The following is a 26,650-nucleotide window of genomic DNA, read 5'->3' on the forward strand; positions in this document are numbered from 1 at the left end:
ACGTGTCCGAGTATGCAGGCGGGCGGGTCACGCCGGTGACGAGGAGGGGGAAAGCGGCGGGGGCTGCGCCGCGGAGCTGCCCGGCTCCCCACCCGGACCGGCCGGGTCCGCCGGGATCACCCGTGCTCCGGCGACCGGGCCGTGGGCCCGCCGGACGGCGCGCGCGACGCCCATGCCGGCGAGGCTCGCGGCGAGCGAGACGCTCGCCGCCGCGTCGCGGGCGAGGAAAGCGCAGGTCGGCCCGGATCCGCTCACGATCGCGCCGATCGCGCCCAGCTCCAGCCCGCTCTCCAGCACCCGCCGCAGGGACGGGCGCAGCCGCAGCGCCGCCGGCTGCAGGTCGTTGACCAGGGCGGCTCCGAGCTCCGCCGGATCCCCGCTGCGCAGGGCGCTCAGGGCAGCGTCCGCGGGCGTGGGCCCGGTGCGCAGCCTGCCCTCGGAGAGCCGGTCGAACTCGCCGTAGACGGCGGGCGTGGACAGCCCGCCGTCGGCGAGCGCGAACACCCAGTGGTACTCGCCGCGCCCGAGGACGTCGGTGAGCTGCTCACCGCGGCCGGTGCCCAGCGCCGTCCCACCGGTGAGCGGGAACGGGACGTCGCTGCCCAGCTTGGCGGCCAGCGCGACGAGGGTCTCGCGGTCGAGGCCGGCGCCCCACAGCGTGTCGCAGGCGAGCAGGGCCGCGGCCGCGTCGGCGCTGCCGCCGGCCATCCCGGCGGCGACCGGGATGCCCTTCGACAGCGTCAGGTGGACGGCCTCGCCGCGGATCCCGGCGGCCTCGGCGACCAGGTAGGCGGCGCGGACAGCCAGGTTGTCCTTACCGGTCGGCACCACCGAGACGGACGGCTCGGCGCCGGTGTCACCCGGGCCGTCGCCAGCGCCGTCCGCGTCGTCTGACGTTGCCGGCCGCGCGCCCTCGCCGGCGACGCCGACCGTGACCGCGATCGGGTCCTCGTCGGTGAACACCGGGCCGGCGCCCTCGGGCCCGGAGAGTGACTCCGGGGGGACCGACGTCGCGGTGATGTCGTCGTACAGCGCGACGGCCTGCAGGATCGTCGTCACCTCGTGGTAGCCGTCGGGCCGGCGTGGGCCCACCCCGAGGTGGAGGTTGACCTTGGCGGGAGCGCGAACGGTGACGGTCGGCAGGGGGCGGCCGGGTTCGGTGGCGCGTCGACCCGGATGCGATCGAGGCAACGGACGCTCCTTGGCTCAGGCGTCGCTCGCGGCGAGCGCACTCGGCATGGCCGGTGTTGGTCACCGGGGCCCGCGCTCAACGTAGGGGCCCGTGCTCAACTTATCGGTCGCGGCGGCGGAGCGGCTCTTGCGTCCCGCCGGTTCTGGCGCCTCCGGGTGCGTTCCGGTGTCCGCTACCCGCCTCCCGAGTGCCCGGCCGCTTCCTGCGTGGACGTACCAGCCGGTTCCGGCGGGACGTACCGGCCCGTTCCGGCGGGGACGTATTAGCCCGGGCGGGGCGGGTACCTCGTCGGGTGGACGGCACCGGTGACCTTCCCGGCCACACCGGGCGCGCGCCGCGGCCCCGAGTCGCCACCGCGCCGCCGGCCGGGCGCGGGCACCGTGACGCGGGAGGAGTAGCGATGACGACCACCACGCGGACGCAGGGCGCCGACATGGGCACCGCCCCGGGACCAGGCGAGAGCCGGCCCGCTGGGCCGGGGCCGGGGCCGGACCGGGTCCGGCCGGGGGAGGGCAACTGGAATGGCACGGCAGAGCGGTCCACGGCACCCGCCCGGCGTACCTCCACCGAGCTGGTGACGGCGCAGGGCCGGACGTCGATCGCCGACTCCGTGGTAAGCAAGATCGCCGGCGTCGCGACCAGGGAGGTGTCCGGGGTCCACGATCTCGGAACCGGTGGCAGCCGCGCGATGGGCACCTTCCGATCACGGCTGCCGGGAACGAGTCCCAGCATGTCGCAGGGCGTGTCGGTGGAGGTGGGCGAGCGGCAGGCCGCGATCGACCTGGACGTCGTCTGCGAGTACGGCATCTCGATCGTCGACCTCTCGCAGGCGGTCCGCCGCAACGTCGTCGACTCGGTCGAGCAGATGACCGGCCTGGAGGTCACCGAGGTCAACATCGCCGTGGACGACGTCTACATCGGCGACGACGAGGCGGCGGAGGCCCCGCCACGGGTCCGTTGACCGCGCGGGAGCCAGCCCGCCCGGCACCGGCCGACCCGCCCGGTCTGGTCGACGTCACCATGCCGGCTGACGTGGCCGGACCAGCTGACATGTACCGGGCCGGCATCGCCGAGATGAACGAGGTCGCCGCCCGGGTGCGTGCCTGCCCGGACGTCGTCCGACTGGTCGGCCGACCGACCGCGGGCGTGACGCCCCTGGACGGCATGGCTCCCCGGGACGGCGCGACGGCCGGTGCCGGGCCGGAGGGGATCACGGTTCGCGTGGTCTGCCGGTTCGGGCCGACCGTGGCTGAGCTCGCGGCGCAGGTCCGGGCGGCGGTGGCCTTCGCGGCCCCGAGCTGTCCCCGGATCGATGTGATCATCGATGATCTCGAGGTCGACGTCCCGGCCTGGGTCGGTGTCACCTGACCCCCGCGCCGCGCGGGCGGCGCGGCGGCGGTTCATCCTCGACAACCACCCGGACCGCGGCGGCGATCCCGAGGCGTTCCAGGCCGGCCTGCGGGCGTTCACCGCGGCCGGTGCCGGCGGCGGTCGCACAGATATCGGGCCTGGTGGCAGGCCCGGCGGCGGCGGCCACGGTGATGTCGGGGGCGGTCCGGACGGAACGAGGCCGGCCCCGACCGTGACCTTCTACCGAAAACGTGGCCTGCTCGGGCGGGCCCGTGCGCGGCTGGTCCGCCGGGAGGGCGCGAACTGGGAGATCGCGAACTGGAGGGCCCGGGCCGCGAACTGGAAGGTCCAGGCCACGTGGCCGAGACTGGGAATCAGGATGACGCGGCGTGCAGGAGGCGGCGCGCGCCGGTCCGGAACGGGCGGCGCGCCAGGTCACTGGCACTGCCGTTGAGGGAGGACCTCGGATGCGATCGAGTGCGCTCGGACTGATCGCCGGACTCGTCGCGGGCCTCGCGCTCGCGTTCGGCGGGTTCGGCGAGTTCCTGATCGTCCTGCTCTTCGGGGCCCTCGGACTGATCGTCGGGAAGCTCGTCGACGGCGAGATCGACCTCAGCCGGTTCGACCGGGGCCGGTTCGACCGGTCGCGGCCGGGCCGGGACCGCGGTCGGTTCCCCGGCGGCGGCCGGCGCCGGGAACAGCCGTGAGCCCCGATCATCTCGGCGGCGGCGGCGGCGGTCCGGGCCGGCTGCTGGTCGCCGAGCGGGTCGTGGCGAAGATCGCCGCGATCGCCGCCGCCGATGTGGAGGCTGTCGCGGGCCCGCCGCCCCGGGTGGCGACCAGGGTCGCCGAGTTTCTGCGCGACGGCTCGCCCGGTGGCCGCCCGCGACCGGGTTGGCGGGGTCCGGGCTGGCGGCGGACCGGTCACGGTTACGGCCGGCGCCGGCCGGACGCCGGGCACGGCGCCCGGCCTGCCGACGGGTTCGGTGACCGGCCGAGCGGTCGTCCCGAGGCGACGGTGCGGGTGGTCGACGGAGCGGCCTGGGTGTCGCTGACGCTGTCGATCACCTACCCGGCCTCGGTGAGCCAGACCACGCAGGCCGTCCGGGACAGGGTGCGCGAACGGGTGGCCGCGCTCGCCGGGCTGCCCGTCGCCCGCATCGATATCGACATCCCGCTGCTGTCCGCGGGGGCGGGCCCGTGACCCGCTCGGGCCTGCGCGCGCGGGCCCGAGCGGGCGGTGACCCGGCGTGTCAGCGTGGCCGCTCGCGGGCAGGCCGAACCGTGCCGGTTGTTCTGTCCGTGCCGGAGACCGGCGGTTCGAACCCCCTCGGCGCGGGAGGGAGGCGCCATGCGGGCCGGTAACCGCGTCCTTGCGGCGCTCGTGGCGGCGGTGCTCGCCGCCGCCGGCGTCATCGCGCTGGTGGAGATCATCGTCGCCGCGGGCGGGCACGGGCCCGCTCTGGTCGACTGGCCAGCCTGGTCGGCGCGTCTCGGTGACTGGTCGTGGTCGAGCGGCGCCGTCCGGCTCGTGGGGGTGTGCGTCGTGCTCGTCGGCGTCGGCGTGCTGTTCCTCTGCGCCCGGCTGGGCGCGAGGCCGCGTTTCCGGACCCGTCCGACCACGCCCGGCGCGGCGGTGTTCGTTTCCCGCCGGGCACTCGCCCGGGCGTTGCGGCAGAGCGCGCTCGCGGTCGACGGGGTCTCGGCCGCCTCGGCCCGGGTGCGGCGGCGGCGTGCCGTGGTCCGCGCCCGGCTGCGGCCGCGGACGTCCACCGGCGCGGTGGTCGAGGTCCGGGCGCGGCTGGCGCGCAGGGTGGAGTCGTTCGACCTGCTGCGCCCGCCGCGACTGATGCTCACGACGAGCTCCGAGCGCCTTGGTCGGCGTTCCGGCCACGGGCTCGTCGCCCCGCCGGTGGCGCCCTCGCCTTCGTCGGTGTCGCCCTCGCTTTCGTCGGTGTCGACGTCAACCTCGCCGGTTTCGGTGTCGTCGCTGCCAACGTCGAACTCCCCGGTGTCGCCCGAGCCCGCCTCCGCCGCGGCCCGGACCGTGCCCGGGGCCTGGCGTGCGTCGCCGGCCGCCGCGGCACCGGGCACGAAGCGCGAGATCGGCACCGCCCGCTCGGGGACGCCCGGGGGCCGGCGATGACCCGCGGCGGCGTTCCGGCCCGGCACGCGGCTCCGTCGGCCGGCGCCGGCTCACCCGCGCCGACGCGCGCGTTCATCCCGGTGGTGGACCGTTGTAACCAGGTCCTCCTGGTGCTGGTCGGCCTGGTGCTGTTGGGCGGTGGAGTGCTGGTCCTGCTGGCCGGATCGGGCCTGTTCGGCCCGGCGCTCGCCGATCGGCCCGTGCTCGGGGGGGATGTCCGCTCCTTCGCGGCGCGGCACGGGTGGTTCTGGCCGGTCGTGGGCACGGCCGCCGGCGTGGTGGCCCTGTGCGCCGTCGGATGGCTGGTCGCCCAGGCCCGGACGAGCCGGCTCCGTGGTCTCTATGTGACTGACGACGAGGTCGGCGGGGTTCACCTCGACACCGCCGCGCTCGCGGACGCCGTCGCGGCGGACCTGGTCGCGAACCCCGTGGTGCACGCGGTGCGGGTGGTCGTGCGCGGACGGCCGCGCCGGCCGGTGCTCCAGCTGGCCGTCGAGGCGGATGCCGGGGCGGACATCCGCGCCGTCCGTTCCGACGTCGAGGAGCGGGTGCTGCCACGGGCGCGCCGCGCGGTGGGACGCCCGGATCTCGGCGCCGAGATCGATCTCGCGGTACACGCCGGCCCGCCGGCCAGGGTGCGCTGACGCCATCCAGTGGTGAGCCGGCGGGCGCACCGCGCCGGGGAGTTTGCGCGCTTTCGCGAGCCGGGCGGGGGGAGCCGCGGCAGCGAGGTCGGGGCGACACGACACCTCTCGGGTGTTGACAGCGAAGCTTCCGGTACTGTTGAGGACCGCGTCCATGATGGCGCGGCCCCGCCGTCCGGCGCTGAGCCACCTTTCGCCGCTGAGTCACCATCTCCTGGTGATCGGCGGTCGGTGACCGCCAGGCGCCGAGTTCACATTGCTGAAAGGATGAGCGCCCCCATGTCCGAGGTCCGCATCGCCGCGGAGCCGCGCACCGAGTTCGGGAAGGGCGGGGCTCGTCGCACCCGCCGGGCCGGCAAGGTCCCGGCTGTTCTCTACGGTCACGGCCAGCCGCCGCGCCACATCGCGCTGCCCGCTCACGATCTGCTGCACGCGTTCAAGACCGACGCCGGCACCAACGTCCTGCTGACGCTGGAGCTGTCGGGCCAGACGGAGCTGGCGCTGCCCAAGGAGGTCCAGCGCCACCCGATCCGCGGCAGCTATGAGCACGTCGACCTGGTCCTGGTCAACCGGGGCGAGCACGTCTCGGTTGAGGTCGCGCTCGTCCTCATCGGTGAGGCCGACCCCGACACCCTGGTCGACCAGCAGGTCACGGCGCTGTCGGTGAAGGCCGACGCGGCGTCGCTGCCGGACCGGATCGAGGTCGACATCACCGGCCTCGAGGCGGGTCACGGCATCACGGCCGCCCAGCTGGAGCTGCCGCAGGGTGTCGAGCTCGAGGCCGACGGGGAGCTCGTCGTCGTCCAGGGCCTGGCCAAGCGGACGGTCGCCCAGATGGAAGCCGATCTCGGCGAGACCGCCGAGGGCACTGAGGGCACGGCCGCCGCCCCGGCTGCCTCGGCCTGATCTGCTCCGGCGAGCGGATGGAAGCCCCTGCCGATGACGGGCCCTGGCTCGTCGTCGGCCTAGGCAACCCAGGCGCGAGCTATGCCGGGAACCGGCACAACATCGGTTTCATGGTGGTGGACCTGTTGGCCGAGCGCACCGGCGCCCGGCTGCGGTCCCACCGCTCGCGGGCCGAGATCGACCAGGTGCGGCTCGCCGGGCGCTCGGTCGTTCTCGCCAGGCCGCGGACGTTCATGAACGTCTCGGGGCCGCCGGTGGCCGCTGTCCGGGCGTTCTACAAGATCGACCTCTCCCGGGTGATCGTCGTCCACGACGAGCTGGACATCCCGTTCGACGCCATCCGGCTCAAGCGCGGCGGCGGGGACAACGGGCACAACGGGCTGCGCTCGATCACCTCCTCGCTGGGCTCGCGTGACTACCTGCGGGTCCGGGTTGGCATCGGCCGGCCACCCGGGCGGATGGATCCGGCGGATTTCGTCCTGCGCGACTTCAGCCCGGTCGAGCGCAAGGCGCTCCCGCTGATCGTCGACAACGCGGCGGACGCCGTCGAGTCGCTGCTCCAGGAAGAGCTCGCGGCCGTGCAGAACCGCTTCCACGCCGGTTGACGCGCACCCGCGAGGGAACACACCGCTACCGTGTTCGCCCGCGGGTGCGCGAGCGCGCTGGTGTAGACGGTATCGGTGATGTTCCGCTGTGCGGATCCGGGTAGGTTGGGCCGCCATGTGGCCGGTGACCGAGAGGAGCGTGCGATGCTCGCGCTGACGCCGGGCCGCCCGGTCGAGGGCAGCGCCTACACGGTGGTGGCTCTCGGCGCGCACGCGGACGACGTGGAGATCGGCGCCGGCGGCACGATCTCGCAGATGATCGCCGCCCATCCGGACACTGTGGTCCACTGGGTGGTCTTCTCCGGCAGCGGTGAGCGGGGTTCCGAGGCGGAGGCGAGCGCGCGCGAGCTGCTCGGCTCGTCCCTGGGCTCCCTGCACCTGCACGAGGTGCGGGACGGCTTCCTCCCCCGGGAGTGGAGCGGGGTCAAGGAGATGCTGCTGCAGATCTCCCGGCAGGTGACCCCGGACATCGTCTTCGCGCCCTCGCTCGGTGACGCCCATCAGGACCATCGCATGCTGGCCGAACTGGCCTGGCAGGCCTTCCGCGGCGCGCTGATCCTCGGCTACGAGATCCCCAAGTGGGAGAGCGACCGCGGCGCCCCGAGCCTCTACGTACCGGTGCCCGAGGACGTGGTGGCGGCCAAGGTGGAGCATCTCCAGCGGCACTTCAGCAGCCAGCACGACCGGATCTGGTTCGACGAGGAGACGTTCCGCGCGACGATGCGGCTGCGCGGCGTCGAGTGCGGCAGCCGCTACGCCGAGGCGTTCGACGCCCGCAAACTGACACTCGCCTGGTGACCTGACCCGGTCACCGGGCCACCCCCGGTGACCGGGGGCCGGTGCGGGGCCCCCGCCGGGTGACCCCGGCGCCAGCCCCGCCAGCCCCGTCTCAAGCGGTCTGAGCTGTGGTCTCCTCGGTGCGCCCGGCCAGCATGCCCCGGACCCGGTCGATGAGCGTCGCGTGATCGAGCTCGCGCAGGACGAACTCGCGCCCGGCCGTCCCGACCTCGGCGGCGAGCCAGGGGTTGTCCAGCAGCCCGCAGACGGCGTCCGCGAACGCGCCCGGATCGTCGGCGACCAGCAGGTGCTCGCCCGGGCGCCAGCCCAGGCCGCGGCTGCCGGTCGGGGTGCTGACGACAGGCGTCCCGGCGGACATCGCCTCGATCGCCTTGATGTTGACCCCGGACCCGGAGCGCATCGGGTTCACCGACACGGTCGCCCCGGCCACGTAGCCGAGCACGCTCGGCACGTCGGTGTGCAGCTCGACGCTGTCGAAGCCGGCCAGCCACTCGGCCAGGCCGTCCTCCGGACGGCGGCCGACGACCTGCAGGACGGCCGCGGGGTGGCGCACCCGGATCGTGGGCCAGCAGCCGCCCAGGAACCAGCGCAGCGCCTCGATGTTGGTGGGCGTGTCCAGCGAGCCGACGAAGACCAGGCGCTCGCCGGCCCGCTCCGTGTCCGCGACGCCGCCGGCCGCGCGGGCCTCGGCGACCGTGCTGGCGGGCAGGAACGGCGGCAGGTGGAACGTCGGGACGCTCGCCCGCCCGCGGCGCCACTCGTGGTCCTCCACGGAGATGTCCGCGATGGCGTTCACCAGCGGTGAGTGGTGCATGGCCTGCTCGGCGAGCCGCAGGCGGTGGTACTCGAGCTCGTAGGCGACCGCGCGGGGGCCCGTGGAGTTCCGGGCCAGGACGCGGAAGAACTCCGAGTCGATGTTGTGCGCCCGCACCAGGTGGGGAAGCCGCCAGACCCGCGCGATCTCCTCGCCGAGATGCGACGTCCGGCAGCTGTAGCTGATGACGGAGTCGGCGCGCGGCGGGGTGTTCTCCAGCGCCCGGCGCAGCGGGCCGACCGGGCGGGACGCGTGCGTGAACGGCCGCGGCGAGAGGTGCGCCAGCGGGCTGTCGTCCCGGGGTAGGCGGATGACCGCCGCGCCGGGGACGGCGTCCTCGTAGGCCGCGATGTCCAGGTCGGTGCGGGACGGCACCAGGACCTGCATCCGGATACCGGCCGCCGAGGCCGCCGTGAGGAAGCTGAAGGTCTCCACCCGCCCGCCGGCATCCGCGGGGAGGAAGGGCTCCTCGACGACGACGATCCAGCGCTCGGAGTCGCTCATCCGAGTAACTGTAGTCCCGGGGCCCGCGGCCGCCCGGCAGGGGAGCGGCAGGGACACCGGCGGGCATGCCGGGACAGCGGGTCCGGGCGGGCGGGGACGGGTTCCGCCCGGCCCGCGTCGGTGATCGCCCCGGTAAGGTGCCGGGTAGCCCATTCCGTCACCTGGTAGAGGCACCGCTACGGTTGTCGCATGACAGGAGCTCGTGCATTCGGGAAGGGCACCGCGATCGCGGTTCTCGGCGCGACCGCCGTGTACGGCCATGTTCTGTATCCCGCTTACATCGGGTACCGCAGTCGTGGGCTTGCGCCGTCGGTCCCCGCCGAGCCGGACGTGTGGCCGGGCCTCAGCGTCGTGGTCTCCGCCTACCGCGAGTCGGCGGTCATCGGCACCAAGCTCGACGAGCTGGCCGGTACGGACTACCCCGGCCCGATGGAGATCATCGTCGTCGCCGACGACGCGGAGACGGCCACAGCCGCCCGCCGTCCCGGCGTCCGGGTCCTGTCGTCCGGGGAGCGGCTCGGCAAGGCCCGCGCGGTCAACCGCGGTGTCGCCGCGGCCAGCCACGACGTCGTGGTCCTCACCGACGCCAACGCGGTGCTGGCCCCGCACTCGCTGCGCGCCGCGGCGCGCCACTTCACCGACGAGTCCGTCGGCGCCGTCGCCGGCGAGAAGCAGGTCGACGACCCGGCCGGCGCCCAGGGCTTCTACTGGACGTTCGAGTCCTGGCTCAAGCAGCGCGAGTCCGCGACCGGCGCCACCATCGGCGTGGTCGGCGAGATGCTGGCGTTCCGCCGCAAGGCGTTCCGGCCGCTGCCGAAGGACACCGCGGTGGACGACGCCTGGCTGGCGCTCGACATCCTCGAAAGTGGCCTGCGGGTGGTCTATGAGCCCGAGGCCTACTCGATCGAGACCTCCGCGCCGGACTACGCCGCCGAGTGGGAGCGCCGCACCCGCATCGTCGCCGGCAACCTCGACATGCTCTGGCGGCGCCGCGCCGCGCTCGTGCCCGGCGCGCTGCCGGTCACCTCGCAGCTGTGGGGGCACCGACTCGTCCGGTCCTCGTTCGGCCCGCTGGCCCACGTCGCGCTGGTGGCGATCAGCGTCCCGGCGGCCCGCAACAGCTGGGGCGCCCGGCTGTTCCTGCTCGGCAACGCCGCCGGTGCGGCCAGCGCCGGCGTCCTGATGCGGGGCGGGACCCCGCCCGGGCCGAGCCGCCTGGTGGCCCAGGTCTTCTTCCTGCAGGCCGTCGCGCTCGGCGGCGTCCGCCGCTTCCTGGCCCGTGACCGGCCGGCGATCTGGCCGAAGCCGGACCGGCAGCCCGTGCCGGCGCAGCCGGCGGCGTCCGAAGCCGACATCGACCCCGCCAGCGCGTCCGGGGCCGGCGCCTCCGTGTCCGTTGTGTGACTGTCGTCCGTCGTGAGCTGACCGTTCCGAGCGGCGAGCTGAGAGGAACAGACCCGTGCCGGACATCGCACCCGACTCGGTTGCCGACCAGGCGACACCTGCCGGCTCCACCCTGGAGACACCAGCTCCGGACAGCCCAGCTCCGGACGGCCCCGCCAGGGTGCCAGCCGTGCCCGCCGTGCGGCCGGCCGTGGACGGCTGGTCGTTCGAGCTCCAGCTCGTGAGCTTCCACAGCCGTGACCAGCTCGAGCAGATGTTCGCGACGCTGCCGATCGACATGCCCGTCGTCGTCGTCGACAACGCCAGTGGCGTCGACCGGGTGGACGAGCTCCTCGCCGACCGGCCGAACGGCCGCTACATAGATTCCGGTGGCGGCAAGGGCTTCGCGAAGGCGGCCAACATGGGCATCCGCTCGTCCGCGTACGACTACGTGGTGCTGGGCAACCCGGACAGCCGGCCGACCGTCGAGGTCATCAGGACGCTCGTCGCCGACCTCGAGGGCGACCCCGGCCTGGTCGTGAGCGCGGCGACCATGAAGGGGCAGGACGACAAGCCCGAGCTCGGCAACGGCGGCTGGGAGCCGACCCCCCGTCGGGTGCTCATGCACGTCCTGGGAGCCCACAAGATCGCCCCGTCGTCGGCGCTGTTCGCCCGTCCGACGCCGAACCGGCCGATGAGCCCCGAGTGGCTGACCGGGGCCTGCATGGCCGTCCGCCGGCAGTCGTTCCTCGAGCTCGGCGGCTTCGACGAGACGTTCTACGTCTACAACGAGGACATGGCGCTGGGCCGGGCGATCCGCGAGGCGGGGATGCGCCAGCAGTTGCGCRCCGACCTGCTCGTCCCGCACGGCGCCGGCGGCTCCGGGGCCGGCAAGACGTGGATGCTGCAGATGCGCGGCGCCTCGATGGTCCGCTACCTGCGCAAGCACAACGCCCCGGCGCGGGTGAACGTGATGCGCTCGATGCTCGTCGCCGGCTACGCGGGCCGCACGGTGCTCTCCCGGGTGCGGGGCCGCAGGGCCACGGCCGACGAGCACGCCGCCTACATCAAGGGCCTGCTGGTCGGCCCCCCGCCGCGCTGACGCCAGGGCACTACTGACGCCAGGGCACTACTGACACTGACGCCTCGGACATCCCGAGCGTCAGTGCGGTGTCCGCCACCCGCGGGTGTCGACGGGAACGCCCCCACCGGGGGTGCGCGGGCCTCCCGTCGCCGGCCCGGCCGGGTGCGGTGGGGCCGGCGGGTGTGGCGGGGCAGGCTGCCCCGCCCTGTCGGGTGGTACGGCACGGGTCGGTGGAGCCGCCCAGCCGGGCTGCGTCGCCCAACCGGGCGGGGGGGCCTCCGGCGGGACGGCCGCCGTCGCGGGCGGGCCACCGCCCGGCCCCGTGACCCCGGCCGTGGCCCGGCGGCGGCCCAGCGCCGCGGCGAACCGGGCGCCGGCCAGCACGTACGCCAGCGCCCCGAGCAGAACACCCGCCGACGCCGCGAGGCCGAGCCCGGCGATCCAGGTCAGCGCGGACGGGCCGTCCCCACCCTCGTCGGGGCTGGCCGCGGCGACGGGGGGAGTGGCGGCCGCGGGCAGCGGCGGTGTCGGCAGGGCCGGGATGGCCCCGTCGGGGGTGGCGCCGCCCCCGGCCCCGCTGCCGCCGTCCGCGCTGCTGCCGGTGCGTGGGATCGGGGCGGTGAGCAGTGGGTTCCCGTCCACGAGGGGGAGCTCGGCGGTCAGCGCGGCCACCGGCTCGACCAGCCCGAAGCCATACTGGCTGTCGCGCCCCACCGGGCCCATGTCGAGCGCGGTGCGGATCAGGCGGTTGATGACGTTGGGTGCGTCCAGGTCGGGCTTCGCGGCGCGGACGAGCGCGGCCACCCCGGCGACGATCGCCGCCGAGTTGCTGGTGCCGCCTCCGGTGTCCAGGCCGTCGGGCGACACCCTGGTCGGCACCGGAGCCCGGATGCCCGGTCCGGGCGCGGCCAGGACAGCCTCCGGCCCCTGTACCGAGCCGCCCCAGAACATCCCGCGGTAGTCCGATCCGGTCACGGCGATCACGCCCGGGATGTTCGCCGGGGAGTTCACCTCGGTGTCGCCCGGCTCGGTGTTGCCGGCCGAGGCCACGACCACCACGTCGTTCGCGAGCGCGTACCGGACGGCGCTCTCCTCCGCGCTCGTCGCCCGCCCCACCGAGCCGAGGGACATGCTGATCACGCCCGCCCCCCGGTCGACGGCGATCCGCACCGAACGGGCGACCTCCTCGGAGTCGGCCTCCTCGCCGGTGGAGATCGGCAGGATCTTCGCCTCGGGCGCGACCCCCCACACAGCCGGGTCACCGACGTCACCGCGGGCGGCGACCAGCCCGGCCATGGCCGTGCCGTGGCCGTCGGGGTCGTCGTCGCGCAGCCCGTCGAGAGCGGCGTCCGCACCGACCCCGGCGCCGGAGAGGAGCTGCCCGCGCAGCTTCGGATGGGTGGCGTCCACCCCGCCGTCGATGATCGCCACGATGACGCCCCTGCCGCGGCTCACCCGGTGGGCCTCGGCGAGCCGGAGGCTCTCGTGGTACCACTGCTCGTCGGTGGACGAGAATCCGCTGGATGGCAGCCCGCCCGACGGGGAGCGGCCCGGTGCCGAGGCCGTCGGCGCGGGGGTTGTCCGGGGGGCCGGCCTGGCGCTCGCACCCGGGGCCGCCGGCTGGGGCGTCGCGGCGGCCGCCGTGCCGGCCGCGGCGCCGGGTAGCAGCACCGCCGACAGCACCGCGAGCAGCACCCCGCCGGTGACTCCGGCCGACGGGTGCCGCCCGGCCCGGGCCCCGCCGGCGGCGCCTCGGTGACCCATCACTACCTGACCTGCCTTCGGACGCTCCGCGCGGCGCGGACCGGGGGATGCGCATCACGCCACGAACACGCACACACCGTGTCCGGAGGCGAGCTTTCCACATCCTCGGTGTTGTGCGGTCGTTTGTCTGCGAGTCGACAGGCCGTCGGTTCACCAAGACACACGTCGGCTGCATGAAGTGATGTAGGTCATATCCGTACGGGGGAGGGTGGGCAGGGTCGGCGTCCTCGGTGCGGGAATGGCCTGCGGGCCTCCGGTATGCGCAGAGTGTTCGTCGTCAGACGGACAGGAGCACAGTGGGGCGTCACTGACGGGCACCTCCGGCCCTCTCGGTACCTTCTGTGGTCGGAGCGCAGGGCCGTCGTCGAACCCCGCGTGCCCTCGTCGAGATCGGGAGGACTCTCGGATGAAGGTGCTCGTCACCGGCACGGAGGGCTACCTGGGCTGCCTGCTCGCCCCGGAGCTGCTGCGCGACGGCCACGAGGTGGTCGGGGTGGACACCGGCTACTACAAGTACGGCTGGCTCTACCGCGGCACGGACCGTGTCCCGTACACGATCGACAAGGACCTGCGCGACCTCACCGTCGAGGACTTCGCGGGCGTCGACGCGGTCGTGCACATGGCGGAGCTGTCGAACGACCCGCTGGGCGCGCTGGCGCCCGACGTGACCTACAAGGTGAACCATCAGGGGTCCGTGCGGCTCGCGAAGCTGGCGAAGCAGGCCGGCGTCCAGCGGTTCGTCTACATGTCGTCGTGCAGCGTCTACGGCGTCGCGACCGGGTCGGACGTCACGGAGACCTCGCCGGTCAACCCGCAGACGCCGTACGCCGAGTGCAAGGTCTACGTCGAGCGGGACGTCGCGCCGCTGGCGGACGACACCTTCTCGCCGACGTTCCTGCGCAACGCCACCGCGTACGGCGCCTCGCCGCGGATGCGGTTCGACATCGTGCTGAACAACCTGGCCGGGGTCGCCTGGACCACGAACGAGATCGCGATGACCTCGGACGGCACCCCGTGGCGCCCGCTGGTGCACGGCCTGGACATCGCCAAGGCGATCCGGTGCGTGCTCGCCGCGCCGCGCGACGCCGTCCACAACGAGATCTTCAACGTGGGTGACAGCGCGCAGAACTACCAGGTGAAGGAGATCGCGGACGCGGTCGCCACCGTCTTCACCGGCTGCAAGCTGAGCTTCGGCGACAACGGCGGGGACAACCGCAGCTACCGGGTGTCGTTCGACAAGATCGCCTCCCAGCTCCCGGGCTTCTCCTGCGACTGGGACGCGCACAAGGGAGCCGAGCAGCTCCACGAGGTGTTCAGCCGCATCCAGCTCGACACCGAGACGTTCACCGGCCGCGGGCACACCCGGCTCAAGCAGCTGCAGTACCTGATCGGCACCGGCCAGGTCGACGCCGAGCTGTTCTGGACCGCCCGGTGAAGCTCACGCCCACCGCCGTCGACGGCGTGACGATCGTCGACGTCGAGGCGTTCTCGGACGACCGCGGCCTGTTCGCGCGCACCTTCTGCCAGGAGGAGTTCGCCGCCGCCGGGCTGGAGGTCGCCGTCGCGCAGTGCAGCGTCGCCTACAACCGCCGTGCCGGGACGATCCGCGGCCTGCACTGGGCCGGCGAGCCGGTGCGCGAGACCAAGCTGGTCCGCTGCACCCGCGGCGCCCTGCTGGACGTCATCGTCGACTCGCGGCCCGGCTCGGCGACCTACCTGGAGCACGTGGCCGTGGAGCTGACCGCGGACAACCACCGGGCGTTGTTCATCGCCCCCGGGCTCGCGCACGGCTACCAGACCCTGGTGGACGACACCGAGGCCACATACCAGATGAACGTCCCGTTCACTCCGGGGCATGATCGTGGTCTCCGTTTTGACGACCCCCGGCTCGGGATCGCCTGGCCGCTGCCCGTCTCGGTGATCTCGGAGAAGGACCGCGGCTGGCCGCTGCTGCCCGCCGGCGCCCCGGGTGACGAGCTCATCCAGCTCGGCCAGACCTGAACGGGGGGATCCGGTTTGCCGGATCCGCGTCCCGGGCCCGTCGGCAACGGCCATGCCCGCTGGGCAGGCCGGTTTCCCGGGGTGGGGATGCCCGGCGTGCTTACGTCAGGTCAACTCCGTGCGTGTGTGACACTCACGTCACCGTGATGTGCGCCAGTCGGGGTGGCATCCCGGGCACGAGGCGGGAAGCGTGGAGGAGGCGGCGAAAGCGGCCGAATCCAGCACCTGGCGTGTTTGTTCGCAACGCTGAGTAATGTGGGGGTGGTTCGGGACGGCCGGACGGGTACGAGCGGACCACCTGGAAATCGATCTGTTCGCACGCCCGTCATGGTGATCTGGTCGGACGCGGTCGTCGGTGGGTCGGTGGTCCGTGACCGGTCGACCGGAGGCGGCTGACGGCCGTCACGCCGACATCGTCATCATCTCGACCGAGGCCACATCAGATCCGATCCGGCCGCAGCCCGAACTGTTGTCAGCCGAAGTACAGCCAGCTGAAGTGCCGCCAGCCGAACCGCCGCTCACCGGTCACCGCGCGCCGGTCACCTCGAACAGGGGAACGCATGTCATCCGGAACCTCAGCAGAAGGAAGCCCGGCCGCGGGAGGCGTCGCTGCCCCGGTCACCGCCTGCCGATCGTGTGACGGGCCCGCCCCGCGTGTCTTCCTGTCGCTGGGTGACACCCCTGTCGCGAACCGGCTCGTGAAGGCGGACGCCCTCGACGCCGTGGACCCGGCCTTCCCGCTGGAGGTCGGTTTCTGCGAGCAGTGCGCGCTCGTCCAGCTGACCCACGTGCTCCCCGCCGACGAGATCTTCGACGCCGACTACCCGTACTTCTCGTCGTTCTCCGACATGCTCGTCCGGCACTCCGAGAAGCACGTGATCGACCTGATCGCGAGCCGCAACCTCGGCCCGGAGAGCCTGGTCGTCGAGGTCGCCAGCAACGACGGCTACCTGCTCAAGGCGTTCGTCGAGCGCGGCATACCGGTGCTGGGCATCGAGCCGACCCCCGGCCCGGCCGCCGCCGCGCGCAAGGCGGGCGTGCCCACCCGCGAGGAGTTCTTCGGGGCCGACCTCGCCCGTACGCTCGTCGCCGAGGGCCTGCGGGCGGACGTCATCATCGCCAACAACGTGATGGCGCACGTCCCCGACCTCAACAGCTTCGTCGAGGGCTTCTCGATCCTGCTCGCCGACGACGGGATCGTCGACGTCGAGAACCCCGGGGTCGGCGCGCTGCTGGCGCACAACGAGTTCGACACCGTCTACCACGAGCACTTCTGCTACTTCTCCACGATCGCGGTGGACGCCCTCATGCGCCGCCACGACCTGCAGCTCGTCGGCGTCGAGGAGTTCGCGGACCTGCACGGCGGGACGCTGCGCTGGCGGATGCAGCACCAGGGCGCCGCCGAGCCGACCGGGTCGGTGAAGGCCGTCCTGGACGCGGAGCGCGCCGCCGGCCTCGGGACGTTCGAGCGCTACGGCAGCTTCGGCGACGACGTCCGCGTGCTGCAGGGCGAGCTGACCGAGCTGCTGCGCTCGCTGAAGGCCGAGGGGAAGTCCATCGCGGCCTACGGCGCGGCGGCCAAGGGCGCCACCCTGCTGAACTCGACCGGCATCGACCACACGCTGATCGACTTCGTCGTCGACCGGAACGTGCACAAGCAGGGCAAGTACATCCCGGGCGCGCGGATCCCGATCCTCGACCCGGCCGTGCTGCTTGAGCGCCAGCCCGACTACCTGCTGCTGCTCGCGTGGAACGTGAAGAAGGAGATCATGGCCCAGCAGGAGGAGTACGCCTCTCGGGGCGGCCGCTTCGTCGTACCCGTGCCCCGTCCGGTCGTGCTCTAGGAGAGCCCAACCCAACGAAGCGATGACATCAGCGTCGGCAGCCCCCCGGCTGCGCCCAGCACCCCGCGGCCCGGACATCCTCGACGTCCCGGGCGGGACGGGGTGTCGGGCGTGACCGATCTCGGTATGGAGCCGAGGGCGGCCGGTGCGGACGACGCGGACCTCCCGCCCGAGCCGCCCGCCGGCGACGCCGACACCACGCAGTACGTGCCGCGCGCCCCGCGTCAGCCGCGCACCGGGCCGACCGGCCGGAACGACGAGCCCCAGCCCCGGCCTGGCGCGACCGATCCCCGGCAGCAGGGGGTCCACGTCGGCACTCCGCTGCCGCGGATCGTCCTGCCGGGCACGCCCGATCCGCGGGGCGCCGCCGATCCCCGCGGTGGCACTGACCAGTGGGGTGGTGCTGACGGGCGGGCTGGAACTGATCCGCGCGGGGGGCCGGAGCAGCATCGGCCGGCTCCCGAGCCGTTCGTGGTGGAGGGCCGATCCGGCTACCGGGACGGGCGCACCCCACCCCCCGGTCGCACCCCGCTCCCGGGATACCGGCCCGAGGCTGGTCACACTCCGCCGCCGGGACGTACTCCGCCGCCGGGCGGCGCCGCGCCGTTCGAGCGGGCTCCGGCCCCGGGGAACACCCCACCGGCCGGGCAGGCGCCTCCCGGTCACACACCGGCAGGGCACGTGCCTTCCGGCTACACGTCTCCCGGGCAGGCGCGGCCTCCCGGGCGCACGCCGTCCGGGCGCACGCCGCCGCCCGGCTACACCCCCCGCCCAGGCGGTACGCCCCTGCCGGGCGTCCGGCCGCCGGACGGGACGCCGCCGAACCAGGGCGCGGCGCGTGCGCTGACGCCGCCGCCGGGCTGGACCCCCATGCCCCGGCATTCCACCGGCAACACGCCCGCCCCCGGCGGCACCCCGACCGACCCTGCTGCCCGGCACGACCAGCCGGGACAGGGCGAGCGGGGCGCCGCGCAACGGGCGGGCGGGGCGCCCCCGTCCGGCGGATGGGTTCCGCCCGAGACCACCGTCCGCATGGGTACCACCGGGCCGCAGGCACCGCCTCCGCCGGGAGGCGTGGCCCGTCAGCCCACGCCGAGGCCCGCTCCGCCGAGCGGCTTCACGGTGGGCACGCCACCCGTCCCGTCGCCCGGCCTGCCGCCGGCGGGCCGGCGGGGCGATGACTTCATGCGGGTCGACGTCGCCGGCCCGAGTGCCGCCGCACCCCCGCCGGCGACCCAGCTCCCATCCACACCGCCCTCAGCCACCCAGGCCCCGACCGCCCACTCGTCTGGCGCCCACTCGTCTGGCGGGCAGTCGCCCGCCGGGCAGTCGCCAGCGGATCAGCGTCAGGCCCCGCCGCCGCCCGCCGCACCGCGTTCCGCGGGAGCGCCTCCCGAGGGGCGCCCTGCTGGCGCGGCCGGCCCTGCCGGCCTTGCCGGCGCGGCCGGAGCGGGGGACGCGCGACGATCGGGGCGCGGATGGTCGGCGACGGGGCGCCGGGAGCCGCGTCCACCGGGCCGGGGCGGCGGCGCCGCGGCCGGATCGGACCAGACCGCGCTGACCAGCCGGGCCGGCGACGGCCGCGGCCGGCAGGGCCGTGGTGGGCAGGGCCGTGGCGGGCGCCGCGGGCGGCAGGGCGCGGCCCGCAACCCCGACATCCACTTCATCAACGCGTTCACCGACACCATCGACCTGTCGTCGCTGCGGCGCCGGCTGGAGATGGAGGACGGTGCCGCCGCCGTCGACCAGACGGACTACATCCCGCGTCTCTACGGCCGTAACCGGCCGGAGTCCGACGCCGCGAGCACGCAGGTCATGCGGCGCTCGGGGCCCGGAACGGGGCCGGGGCAGGCTGGTGGCCGGTGGGCCGGCCCGGCCAGCTCCGGGAGCGCGGCCGGAGCGGCCGCGGGCGAGGGCGACCCGGTGGACGGAACCGCCCGGCCCGGCCGGGCGCGCCACGCACGCGGCGGAGGTTCCGGCACCGGGGCGCTGGAGGTGGCCGAGCAGCGTCCGGGCACCGGGCCGGCCGCCGTCGAGGAGGCCGTCGTAGGCGGCGGGTCGACGAAGGCGAAGGCGATCTGGACCCTCGCCGACCAGGGCGTCTCCAGCGCCACCAACGCCGCCGTCTCGCTCCTGATCGCCCGGCAGGTGAGCTCGTCCGAGTACGGCTCGTTCGCGATCGCCTACATCATCTTCTCGGTGATCATCGGGATCTCCCGGGCGGGTGGCTGCCTGCCGCTGGGGATCTCGTACTCGGGCAAGTCGGTGTCCGAGTTCCGGTACGCGGCCGCGTCCGCCACCGGAGCGTGCCTGGTCTTCGGTGGACTGCTGGGGATCGTGCTCGTCGGCGTGGGGGCCGTCGCCGGTGGGTCGGTCGGCTCCGCCCTCGTCGTGGTGGGCTTCGTCCTGCCCGGCCTGCTGCTCCAGGACGCCTGGCGCTACGTGTTCTTCGCGATGGGCAAACCCCTCGGCGCGTTCCTGAACGATGTCRCCTGGGCCCTGGTGCAGGTGGTCGGGCTGACGGTGCTCATCGAGCGGGGCGTGACGGCGTCGCCGCCGATGCTGCTCGCCTGGGGCATCTCCGCGCTGGTCGCGGCGCTGCTGGGGGTCGCGCAGGCCGGTCTGTGGCCGGCGCCGTCGCGGGCGCTGACCTGGGTCCGGGAGAACCGGGCCAACGCGGCCAACCTCGCGGCCGAGTTCGTCACCGTCCAGGGCGCGCTGCAGGCGTCGATGCTGCTGATCGGGCTGCTCAGCTCCAAGGAGACGATCGGGGCGCTGAACGGCGTGCGGACGCTGCTCGGCCCGACCACCGTCATCGGCGTGGGCATCGTCAGCTTCGCGGTGCCGGAGCTCTCCCGCCGCATCGACATGTCCGTGCGGGCGCGCGAGCGCGCGGCGGTGCTGCTCACGGTGATCGTGGTCGGCGTCGGCGGCCTGTGGAGCCTGCTGTTCATCGCATTCCCGGCCATCGGGGAAACGCTGCTCGGTGACACCTGGCCCGGGGCGCACCACATCCTCGTGTACTCCGCGTTCCACTACGCGGGGACGGCGCTGCCGACCGGGCCGGCCTGCATCATGTACGCGCTCGGCCGAACCAAGATCACGTTCCGGATCAACCTGTCCATGGCGCCGATGCTCTTCGCCTTCCCGATTCTCGGCCTGCTGCTCGCGGACGCCACGGGCGCGGTCATCGGGTACAACCTCGTGTTCTGGGGCATCGCCCCGGTCTGGTGGATCCTGCTGCGCCGGATCGTCCGCGAACACGCACGCGGACGACCGGACGCCCGCGACGCGGCCGAGATGTCCGTCCAGGTCGGGGCGCCCGAACAGACCGAGACGTTCGAGGAGATCGCGACGTCCGACCGGGCCGAGAGGTTCGATCACACCGGGATGTCCGACCGGGCCGTCCTGCCGGCCGGGAACGTGCGGGTCGTCGAGCCCTCCGGACGGGAGGGCCCCGGCCGGGAACGGGCCCAGGTGTCGAGGCTGCCCGCGCTCGCGCCGCCACCACCACCATCCGGTCGTCCGAGCCGCGGCGAGGCGGTACATGTCAGGCCGGCACACGGCGGCGAGGCGCACGGAACCCCCGCGCGCGGCGGCGCGGGCGCTGGCGGCGCGGGCTCCGGTGGGGCGGCGCAGGAGGATGTCGAGCGGACCACGGTTCTGCAGGGCCCGCCCCCGCGCGGAAGCTCCGTTGAGGTGTCGCCGCAGGCCGGCGAGCGGGACCGCAATGATCCTGAGCCGCTGGACCTGCTCGAACCGGAACAGCGCGGCGGTGCCGACGGACCGCGAGGCGGCGGGCGAAACCCTGGCCGCTAGCCTGCGCTCACGCTATGAGTCGCTTACTTTGCGCTATCGGCTATGCTCACAAATCGGTTCCGTCAGATCTTGGCCGTGGTCCGATGACCGGGCCGGACGCTCCTGTGGGGGGCCCAAATTGACTCCGCTTCACCTGCCGCCCAAAGGGCTTGCGTCAGCGTTCGCCCAGCTGCGGCTGACCGGCACCTCGCCACGCGCCTGGCGCCCTGAGGCGGGCGCCGCATGAGCCGCTCCTCTCAGCAGGGCACGGAGTCCGGCCGGGCCCCATCTGCCCCGTCGCTGATCCGCATCCTCAAGCCGCGGTGGATGGTGATCGCCATCTCGGTGGTCATCCTGGCCGCGCTGGCGATGATCATATCCAAGCAGCAGGCGGYGACGTTCCAGGCGAGCTCGCGCATCTTCCTGGACACCTCGGACCAGACCCTTGGCGCGAACTCGGTCGACGCGGGCCGCTTCGTGCAGACTCAGGCCCAGCTCGCGACCTCGACAGCGACTCTGGACGAGATCGCCGCCAAGCTGAAGATCACCCGAGCTGACGTCGCGGACCGCCTGACGACGACCCCGTCGGACGAGGGGTACTTCTTCACGATCACCGGTACCGGCACCAGCGAGCAGGCCGCGATCGACTTCGTCAACGCCGCGACGGCCGCCTACACCTCCCAGCTCGGGAAGTCCGGCTCCGGTGACGAGACGTTGGTCGACACGCTCACCAGGATCCGGAACGAGAAGGCAACCCAGCTCCAGGGCCTCGACCAGCAGGCCCAGACCCAGGAAGGCGGGGCATCGGACCCCGGGCTGACGAACCAGCGTCTCGTGCTCCAGGACGAGGTGAAGGCGCTCAACACCCGGATCACCGAGGCCGGTGTGAACGTCGCCGCGGCGCCCACCACGATCCGGCTCGCCGAACCGTCGCGGTCGGAGGGTCAGGTCGCGCCGAGCCTGTTCCGTAACGTCCTCGTCGCCGCGCTGCTCGGCCTGTTCGGTTCCGCGGCCGGGCTCTGGATCATGTACCAGCGCCGCCCGACCATCCTCGACCCGCACAACTCGGCGGACCTGATGGGCGTGCCGCTCATCGCGGACCTGCCGGCGAGCCGGACGAGCGCGAACGCGGCGGAGACACTGGTATCGGCCATGTCGGCGGTGATGTCACCCACCAGCAAGGTGGTGGCCTTCACCCCGGCGTCCCGGACGGACCTCAGCTCCGAGCTGGTCGCCACCGTCGCCGCCGCCTGGTCGGACGACCAGGGCGTGGTGCTGATCCTCGACACCTCGGCGCAGTCGGAGGTCCGCGCGTCGCTGGAGGGGCTGCCCCGGCCCACCTCGGCCGAGCTGCCCCGCTGGGCGCACGAGCCGACCTGTCTGGCCCGCTCCTCGGGGACGGGCCGCGGCCACATCCTCTACAACCGGGTCTCGCCGGCCCGGGCCGCCCGCCCGGGGGGCCTCGCGCCCATCCTGGCCGACCGCGCGCCTGTGGTGGACCTCGTCATCCTCGTCACCGCCGCGCTCGCGGACCTGCCGATGACCGCCGCCTCGGCGATCCAGGCGGACGCCGTCGTCGTCATCACCTCGCCCGACACCAACCTCAAGGAGCTCGAGCAGGTGCCGCGCGACTGGCCGGCCCTGGCCGAGCGGGTCGTGGGTGTCGTGCACGACGGCCGCACGGCGGTGCGACGCAACGCGGGTGGCGGGCGCGGCTCGCCGCAGGCCGCGGTCGAGTCGATCACCTCGGCCTCACCGGTGGGCGGCGAGGCGGCCAGCCGCGCCCCCCGTGACACCGAGGCGACGGACCGCTACGCGCGTCCCGCGAAGCGCTGAGTCAGGCACTGACGGCAGCAGGCAACACAAACACCACAGAGGCCGGCCGCCGCCCCGAGGTACGAAGGACGGGCGGCGGTCAGGCCCCGCCAGGCACGGCAAGAGGCACCACCCCCAAGGCCTGGGACCCACAGGCGGCGGGGATGCTGGACCGCACCGAATGAGGGGCGGGTTGACCGGGATTTGGCAGAGTCCCGGCCGGCCCGCCCCTCGCTGTTTCCGCCCGGGAACCCGCCGGTCCGGGCTGGGGAGATACGCGCGCCCGAAACGATCGTGCTCAGGCCGGCGGGGGCGGGCCGGCGGGGGTAGGTCGGGGCGGCGCAGGCACGGGCCGGCCGGGCCGGGGCGGCGCTGACCCGGGGCTGGGGCACGGGGCCGGGCAGCGTAGGCCCAGGGCTGGGCCGCGCGGGCCATGCGCGGAAACGGGTGAATATCTATCGCTTCCGGCCTTCTTCGTGGTCCCCAGCACCCCTCTGCCCGTTGCCGGCTCGGATGGCGCGGCCGCCACGAGCCGCAGCCGATCTTGGCGCTCCGCCAACGACGAGGACACACCCGGATGCTGTCGCAGTGCTAGGAGATGCCCCGGCAGGGCTTCAGGCGGAGCGCTGGGCCGGTGTCAGACGACCGGGCGGTGGTGGTGAGCTGGGATCGGCCGGGGGGCTCTCCCGGCTTCGACTCCAGCGTTCGTCCTCCGGCGTGGCGGTGAACCACGAGACCAGCAGCATGCCGAGCGCGGTGACCACCGGGCTCAGTAGACCACCGGACAGAATGCTGTAGAAGACGATGACCGACCCGGACAATACGAACGACGGCGAACCGCGTACGAACATGGCCATGACGAACGCCAGGAACGCCACCGTCCCGATCACGCCGTACTCCAGTACCAGCTTCGGGAGGAGGGCGTAGTTCAGCGGCAGGCTGGTCTTCAGGTAGAAGGCCGCGGCGTCCCGGTCGGCGAATCCGGGGCCGGAGCCGAACAGGACCGTCAGTGGATCCTTGTCCAGCGCCTCCCAGGTGCGGGTATAGGGCTGGACGAACCGCAGGCTTCCGCTGGAGTTGTTCGACGATGTCTCGGTCGCCCGTTGGGCGAAGATATCGGCCGCCGGGGTGAAGCTCAGGATGAGGACGACGATGCTCACGCCGACCAGCGCCGTCGTGGCGAACCGGGCGCCCTTGTGTACCGACAGCAGCACCAGGGCGGCGGCCAGCAGCAGGACCCCGGTACCCGAGACCGTGGATAGCAGGGCGAGCACGTACATCACGTAGCGCCACCAGCTGCCGCTGCGCAGGACACAGACGACGATGCCGAACCCGAGGAACTGCGAGCAGAAGGACGGCTCGAGGCAGATGAAGGCGTTCGACTTGTAGAGACTCGATCCGTACTGGACGGGGTAGCTGGTGTTGAACCCGCGCATCCGGAAGTCGGCCGGGATGACGCTCAGGACGTCGGTGTACTGCCAGCCCACGAGCTGGATGGCGAACTGGAACAGCGCGACCCCGGCGAGGATCGTCGTGAGGTTCACGAACCGGTCGAGCAGCTTGGGGAACAGCGCGCGCGAGTCGGCGGGGGCGAGCCCGAAGCACAGCGGGATGTAGGTGCCGAAAAGCAGGATGAGTGAGGTGAGGGCCGTGTCGTCGAGCTCGCGTAGAAAGGACACCAGGCCGGCCGCGCAACAGGCGGTCATGGCGAGCAGGTAGGCGCGCAGGCGGCCGACGTTCACCTGGATGTCGCCGCGGCTCATCATCACGATCACGCCGACGATGGTGATCGGCAGGATGAGCTGGAGCTGGGCGCCCGCCACGGGGATGGCGAGCCTTTGCAGGAAGATGTTGCAGAACAGCAGGACCGTCAGGGTGTTGAGGATCCGCGCGTTCTCCGGGCGCCGGTCGGCGGCCTCCGAGGTGGGGATCACCCACGAGCGTGGAATCCTCGTGGTGAGGGTGGTGGTGACCACCAGTTCCCGCCCCCGTTTCTGCCGCGTCGGATGTCTCGCCCGCGCCGTCGTCCCCGGTCGGGACGACCGCGTCAACACCGTCGTCCACCGGGTACGGCCGGTCGCTCTCGCACTGCCGGGCCGCCTCGGGGCCGGTCGGCCCCACCCCGTTGGTTGGTACACCACCGGTTGGTCCGACCCGGGTTCATGCGGGGGTGCGGACGGAGGGTCAGTGGTCGGCGGGGTTCTTCCACCCGAGGGTCTGGTGTCGGCTCGGGGCGACAGTGTATCCGTGGGCGGATTGCCCTCTCGGGTGGGCCGCTCGGGCCCTACTCCACCGGGTATCGTTAGTAAACCTCACGTGGCGTCATGGTTACGACAGGTGGTTGCGGGGGAGCGTGTCGTATTGATCTAGCGGTCCTGTGAATAATGTGCGAGTAGCAAGAGGCGCAAGGAACTGACCATGATGCGTACCTCGCCGGGGAACCGGTCGAGCTCGCACCCCGTTGGGCGGTCAGGGGGGCAGGAAACGGACGTCTCCGATGACGTGACCGGCCCGTTGGTCGAGCCGATCGCCTCGGGGTACAGGTGCCGCCCGTTCGTCGGGAGGCGAGCGAGCAGGCCTAGCGGCGGGCCGGATACGGCCAGGTCGGTGTGGCCACGTCGGCGCGGGCGTGGCCAGGGCGGAGCACGACCGGGATCGCGGTCACTGCGGTGCTCCGTCGACCGCACGTCATCAGACAGTCACCAGGGCGCGGGCGGCGCGTCATCGACGGAGGTGGGGGCGTGGAACATCGCCGTGGGGATGCCGGCGACCCAGGTTCTTCGTCCGGCGAGGGGCCACCGCGGGACTCGTCCGACGACCACGCCGGCGGCGGCGGCACCGTCCCGACGCCGCGGGCCGGTGGCCGTCGCGGCCCGGGCTCCAAGTGGGCGGCGGGTCCCGCCGGCGGCCAGCCGGGGCGTCGGCGCCGCGTCCTGCTGCTCGGGGGCATCGGCGCGGCGATGGCCGTGGTCCTGCTGGCGGTCGGGATCGTCGTGCTGACCGGTGGGGAGGACGAGCCCCCGACCACGCATCCGACCACCGGCGGCGTGAGCTGGGTCTCCGGCGCGAACGCCAACCCGCCGAACGACCTCGCCGGCTGGGAGAAGTGGATCGGCCGGCCCACCGACATCGCGATGGTCTTCACCGCCCGAACGAACTGGCAGACCATCACCCAGGCCGACTGGCCGATGTCCGACTTCCGCCCCGGGACCTACCCGGGCAAGCTCTCCGTCGCCCAGCCGCTGTTCCCGCAGAGCGGCAGTGAGGCGGCGTGCGCCCGCGGGGACTATGACAGCCACTGGCGCGACTTCGGCACCACGATGGTCCGTAACGAGCGGCCGGACGCGATCGTCCGCCTCGGCTGGGAGTTCAACGGCGACTGGTTCTGGTGGCATCCTCGCGACACCGTGGCCTGGAAGACCTGCTTCCGGCGGGCGGTCGCCGCGATGCGGTCGACCGACCCCCAGGTGAGGATCGACTGGAACATGACCGCGCACCGGGACACCATGCCCAACGGCGACAACGTCTGGGACGCCTACCCCGGCGACGACGTCGTCGACATCATCAGCATCGACGCCTACGACTCCTACCCGGCGTCGGCCACGCAGAAGATCTTCAACAACCAGTGCAACCGGGCCTCCGGCGCGTGCTCGGTGGCGGCGGCCGCACGCGAGCGCGGCAAGCAGTTCGCCGTCCCCGAGTGGGGCCTGGTCCGCTCCACGGGCGGCGGCGGCGACAACCCGTTCTACGTGGAGAAGATGTACGAGCTGTTCGTCGCCAACCGCGACATCCTGGCCTACGAGGGCTACTACAGCGCCTCACCGGCCGAGACCGAGAACGTCGGCTCGTCGCTGCACAACCCGACCGCGAACCCGGAGAGCGCCAAGCGGTACCTCGAGCTGTTCGGGCCGCGGGTGAGTGCCGCGCAGGCCGGCGCCGGGACCTCGACCCCGGCCGGAGCCGCTCCGCTGACCGGGGGCCCCGGCTCCTCCTGACCACCCG

The 26,650-nt window shown here is 73.5% G+C and carries 22 protein-coding genes; 18 read left to right on the forward strand and 4 right to left on the reverse strand.

Features of this window, described 5'->3' with window-relative positions; all coding sequences use genetic code 11:
• Positions 1-27: 27 nt before the first annotated feature.
• The gene (locus BBK14_RS00305) at positions 28-1,191 is read right to left on the reverse strand and encodes a 4-(cytidine 5'-diphospho)-2-C-methyl-D-erythritol kinase (protein ID WP_476739378.1); all 1,164 of its coding nucleotides are present in this window, start codon (positions 1,189-1,191) and stop codon (positions 28-30) included.
• A gap of 401 nt (positions 1,192-1,592) precedes the next feature.
• On the opposite strand from BBK14_RS00305, the gene BBK14_RS00310 reads away from it, so the two are divergent.
• The 10 genes from BBK14_RS00310 (at position 1,593) to BBK14_RS00355 (ending at position 7,641) form a co-directional block, all read left to right on the forward strand.
• Positions 1,593-2,153: an Asp23/Gls24 family envelope stress response protein gene (locus BBK14_RS00310; RefSeq protein ID WP_071059176.1), complete on the forward strand. Its 561-nt coding sequence runs from the start codon at positions 1,593-1,595 to the stop codon at positions 2,151-2,153.
• Positions 2,150-2,560, forward strand: coding sequence for a hypothetical protein (locus BBK14_RS00315; RefSeq protein WP_241831002.1), 411 nt, complete (start codon positions 2,150-2,152; stop codon positions 2,558-2,560). The genes BBK14_RS00310 and BBK14_RS00315 overlap by 4 nt, the downstream gene beginning before the upstream one ends.
• Entirely contained in the window at positions 2,550-2,996 is a 447-nt protein-coding gene (locus BBK14_RS00320) for a hypothetical protein (RefSeq protein ID WP_071059178.1), read from the forward strand. The genes BBK14_RS00315 and BBK14_RS00320 overlap by 11 nt, the downstream gene beginning before the upstream one ends.
• A 13-nt stretch (positions 2,997-3,009) precedes the next feature.
• The gene (locus BBK14_RS00325) at positions 3,010-3,249 is read left to right on the forward strand and encodes a hypothetical protein (protein ID WP_071059180.1); all 240 of its coding nucleotides are present in this window, start codon (positions 3,010-3,012) and stop codon (positions 3,247-3,249) included.
• On the forward strand, positions 3,246-3,746 hold the full coding sequence (locus BBK14_RS00330) for an Asp23/Gls24 family envelope stress response protein (RefSeq protein ID WP_071059182.1): 501 nt from the start codon (positions 3,246-3,248) through the stop codon (positions 3,744-3,746). Before BBK14_RS00325 ends, BBK14_RS00330 begins: the two co-directional genes overlap by 4 nt.
• Positions 3,747-3,893: 147 nt before the next feature.
• Entirely contained in the window at positions 3,894-4,688 is a 795-nt protein-coding gene (locus BBK14_RS00335; protein WP_071059184.1) for a DUF6286 domain-containing protein, read from the forward strand.
• Positions 4,685-5,332 carry a hypothetical protein gene (locus BBK14_RS00340; protein WP_083390610.1) on the forward strand — a complete coding sequence of 216 codons (648 nt, stop codon included), beginning with the start codon at positions 4,685-4,687 and terminating at the stop codon, positions 5,330-5,332. Before BBK14_RS00335 ends, BBK14_RS00340 begins: the two co-directional genes overlap by 4 nt.
• A 279-nt stretch (positions 5,333-5,611) precedes the next feature.
• A complete protein-coding gene (locus tag BBK14_RS00345; protein WP_071059186.1) occupies positions 5,612-6,238 on the forward strand; it encodes a 50S ribosomal protein L25/general stress protein Ctc in 627 nt (208 codons plus the stop codon).
• Between the two features lie 17 nt (positions 6,239-6,255).
• The gene (gene pth / locus BBK14_RS00350; protein WP_071059188.1) at positions 6,256-6,843 is read left to right on the forward strand and encodes an aminoacyl-tRNA hydrolase; all 588 of its coding nucleotides are present in this window, start codon (positions 6,256-6,258) and stop codon (positions 6,841-6,843) included.
• Between the two features lie 144 nt (positions 6,844-6,987).
• A complete protein-coding gene (locus BBK14_RS00355) occupies positions 6,988-7,641 on the forward strand; it encodes a PIG-L deacetylase family protein (RefSeq protein ID WP_020458433.1) in 654 nt (217 codons plus the stop codon).
• Between the two features lie 91 nt (positions 7,642-7,732).
• Here the strand turns inward: BBK14_RS00355 and BBK14_RS00360 are convergent, their stop codons facing one another.
• Positions 7,733-8,959 (reverse strand): glycosyltransferase, encoded by a 1,227-nt coding sequence (locus BBK14_RS00360; protein WP_071059190.1) that lies wholly within the window; start codon positions 8,957-8,959, stop codon positions 7,733-7,735.
• Positions 8,960-9,148: 189 nt separating this feature from the next.
• Between BBK14_RS00360 and BBK14_RS00365 the strand changes: the two genes are divergently transcribed.
• On the forward strand, positions 9,149-10,363 hold the full coding sequence (locus BBK14_RS00365; protein WP_071059192.1) for a glycosyltransferase: 1,215 nt from the start codon (positions 9,149-9,151) through the stop codon (positions 10,361-10,363).
• 55 nt (positions 10,364-10,418) lie between these two features.
• Positions 10,419-11,444 carry a glycosyltransferase gene (locus BBK14_RS00370; protein ID WP_241831003.1) on the forward strand — a complete coding sequence of 342 codons (1,026 nt, stop codon included), beginning with the start codon at positions 10,419-10,421 and terminating at the stop codon, positions 11,442-11,444.
• Between the two features lie 60 nt (positions 11,445-11,504).
• Here the strand turns inward: BBK14_RS00370 and BBK14_RS00375 are convergent, their stop codons facing one another.
• A complete protein-coding gene (locus BBK14_RS00375; RefSeq protein WP_071059193.1) occupies positions 11,505-13,190 on the reverse strand; it encodes a S8 family serine peptidase in 1,686 nt (561 codons plus the stop codon).
• Positions 13,191-13,596: 406 nt separating this feature from the next.
• Here BBK14_RS00375 and BBK14_RS00380 point away from each other — a divergent pair, with 406 nt between their 5' ends.
• The 5 genes from BBK14_RS00380 (at position 13,597) to BBK14_RS00400 (ending at position 22,669) form a co-directional block, all read left to right on the forward strand.
• The gene (locus BBK14_RS00380; protein WP_071059195.1) at positions 13,597-14,625 is read left to right on the forward strand and encodes an NAD-dependent epimerase/dehydratase family protein; all 1,029 of its coding nucleotides are present in this window, start codon (positions 13,597-13,599) and stop codon (positions 14,623-14,625) included.
• Positions 14,622-15,191: a dTDP-4-dehydrorhamnose 3,5-epimerase family protein gene (locus BBK14_RS00385; RefSeq protein ID WP_071059197.1), complete on the forward strand. Its 570-nt coding sequence runs from the start codon at positions 14,622-14,624 to the stop codon at positions 15,189-15,191. Before BBK14_RS00380 ends, BBK14_RS00385 begins: the two co-directional genes overlap by 4 nt.
• 560 nt (positions 15,192-15,751) lie before the next feature.
• Positions 15,752-17,035 (forward strand): class I SAM-dependent methyltransferase, encoded by a 1,284-nt coding sequence (locus BBK14_RS00390; protein ID WP_071059198.1) that lies wholly within the window; start codon positions 15,752-15,754, stop codon positions 17,033-17,035.
• A gap of 111 nt (positions 17,036-17,146) precedes the next feature.
• Entirely contained in the window at positions 17,147-20,854 is a 3,708-nt protein-coding gene (locus BBK14_RS39335) for an MATE family efflux transporter (RefSeq protein ID WP_241831004.1), read from the forward strand.
• 222 nt (positions 20,855-21,076) lie between these two features.
• On the forward strand, positions 21,077-22,669 hold the full coding sequence (locus BBK14_RS00400; protein ID WP_071059200.1) for a GumC domain-containing protein: 1,593 nt from the start codon (positions 21,077-21,079) through the stop codon (positions 22,667-22,669).
• 593 nt (positions 22,670-23,262) lie between these two features.
• On the opposite strand, the gene BBK14_RS00405 is transcribed toward BBK14_RS00400, so the two are convergent.
• On the reverse strand, positions 23,263-24,624 hold the full coding sequence (locus BBK14_RS00405; RefSeq protein ID WP_071059202.1) for a hypothetical protein: 1,362 nt from the start codon (positions 24,622-24,624) through the stop codon (positions 23,263-23,265).
• A gap of 765 nt (positions 24,625-25,389) precedes the next feature.
• On the opposite strand from BBK14_RS00405, the gene BBK14_RS00410 reads away from it, so the two are divergent.
• On the forward strand, positions 25,390-26,643 hold the full coding sequence (locus tag BBK14_RS00410) for a glycoside hydrolase family 26 protein (RefSeq protein WP_071059204.1): 1,254 nt from the start codon (positions 25,390-25,392) through the stop codon (positions 26,641-26,643).
• Positions 26,644-26,650: the final 7 nt, after the last annotated feature.

Origin of the sequence: Parafrankia soli (genome assembly GCF_001854695.1) — a bacterium.
Classification (GTDB): Bacteria; Actinomycetota; Actinomycetes; order Frankiales; family Frankiaceae; genus Parafrankia; species Parafrankia soli.

Excerpts from the sequence above, each read along its gene's own strand:
- BBK14_RS00310 (WP_071059176.1), top strand. The coding sequence starts at position 1,593 with ATGACGACCACCACGCGGACGCAGGGCGCCGACATGGGCACCGCCCCG.
- BBK14_RS00325 (WP_071059180.1), top strand. The coding sequence starts at position 3,010 with ATGCGATCGAGTGCGCTCGGACTGATCGCCGGACTCGTCGCGGGCCTC.
- BBK14_RS00335 (WP_071059184.1), top strand. The coding sequence starts at position 3,894 with ATGCGGGCCGGTAACCGCGTCCTTGCGGCGCTCGTGGCGGCGGTGCTC.
- BBK14_RS00340 (WP_083390610.1), top strand. The coding sequence starts at position 4,685 with ATGACCCGCGGCGGCGTTCCGGCCCGGCACGCGGCTCCGTCGGCCGGC.
- BBK14_RS00345 (WP_071059186.1), top strand. The coding sequence starts at position 5,612 with ATGTCCGAGGTCCGCATCGCCGCGGAGCCGCGCACCGAGTTCGGGAAG.
- pth (WP_071059188.1), top strand. The coding sequence starts at position 6,256 with ATGGAAGCCCCTGCCGATGACGGGCCCTGGCTCGTCGTCGGCCTAGGC.
- BBK14_RS00355 (WP_020458433.1), top strand. The coding sequence starts at position 6,988 with ATGCTCGCGCTGACGCCGGGCCGCCCGGTCGAGGGCAGCGCCTACACG.
- BBK14_RS00360 (WP_071059190.1), bottom strand. The coding sequence starts at position 8,959 with ATGAGCGACTCCGAGCGCTGGATCGTCGTCGTCGAGGAGCCCTTCCTC.
- BBK14_RS00365 (WP_071059192.1), top strand. The coding sequence starts at position 9,149 with ATGACAGGAGCTCGTGCATTCGGGAAGGGCACCGCGATCGCGGTTCTC.
- BBK14_RS00375 (WP_071059193.1), bottom strand. The coding sequence starts at position 13,190 with ATGGGTCACCGAGGCGCCGCCGGCGGGGCCCGGGCCGGGCGGCACCCG.
- BBK14_RS00380 (WP_071059195.1), top strand. The coding sequence starts at position 13,597 with ATGAAGGTGCTCGTCACCGGCACGGAGGGCTACCTGGGCTGCCTGCTC.
- BBK14_RS00390 (WP_071059198.1), top strand. The coding sequence starts at position 15,752 with ATGTCATCCGGAACCTCAGCAGAAGGAAGCCCGGCCGCGGGAGGCGTC.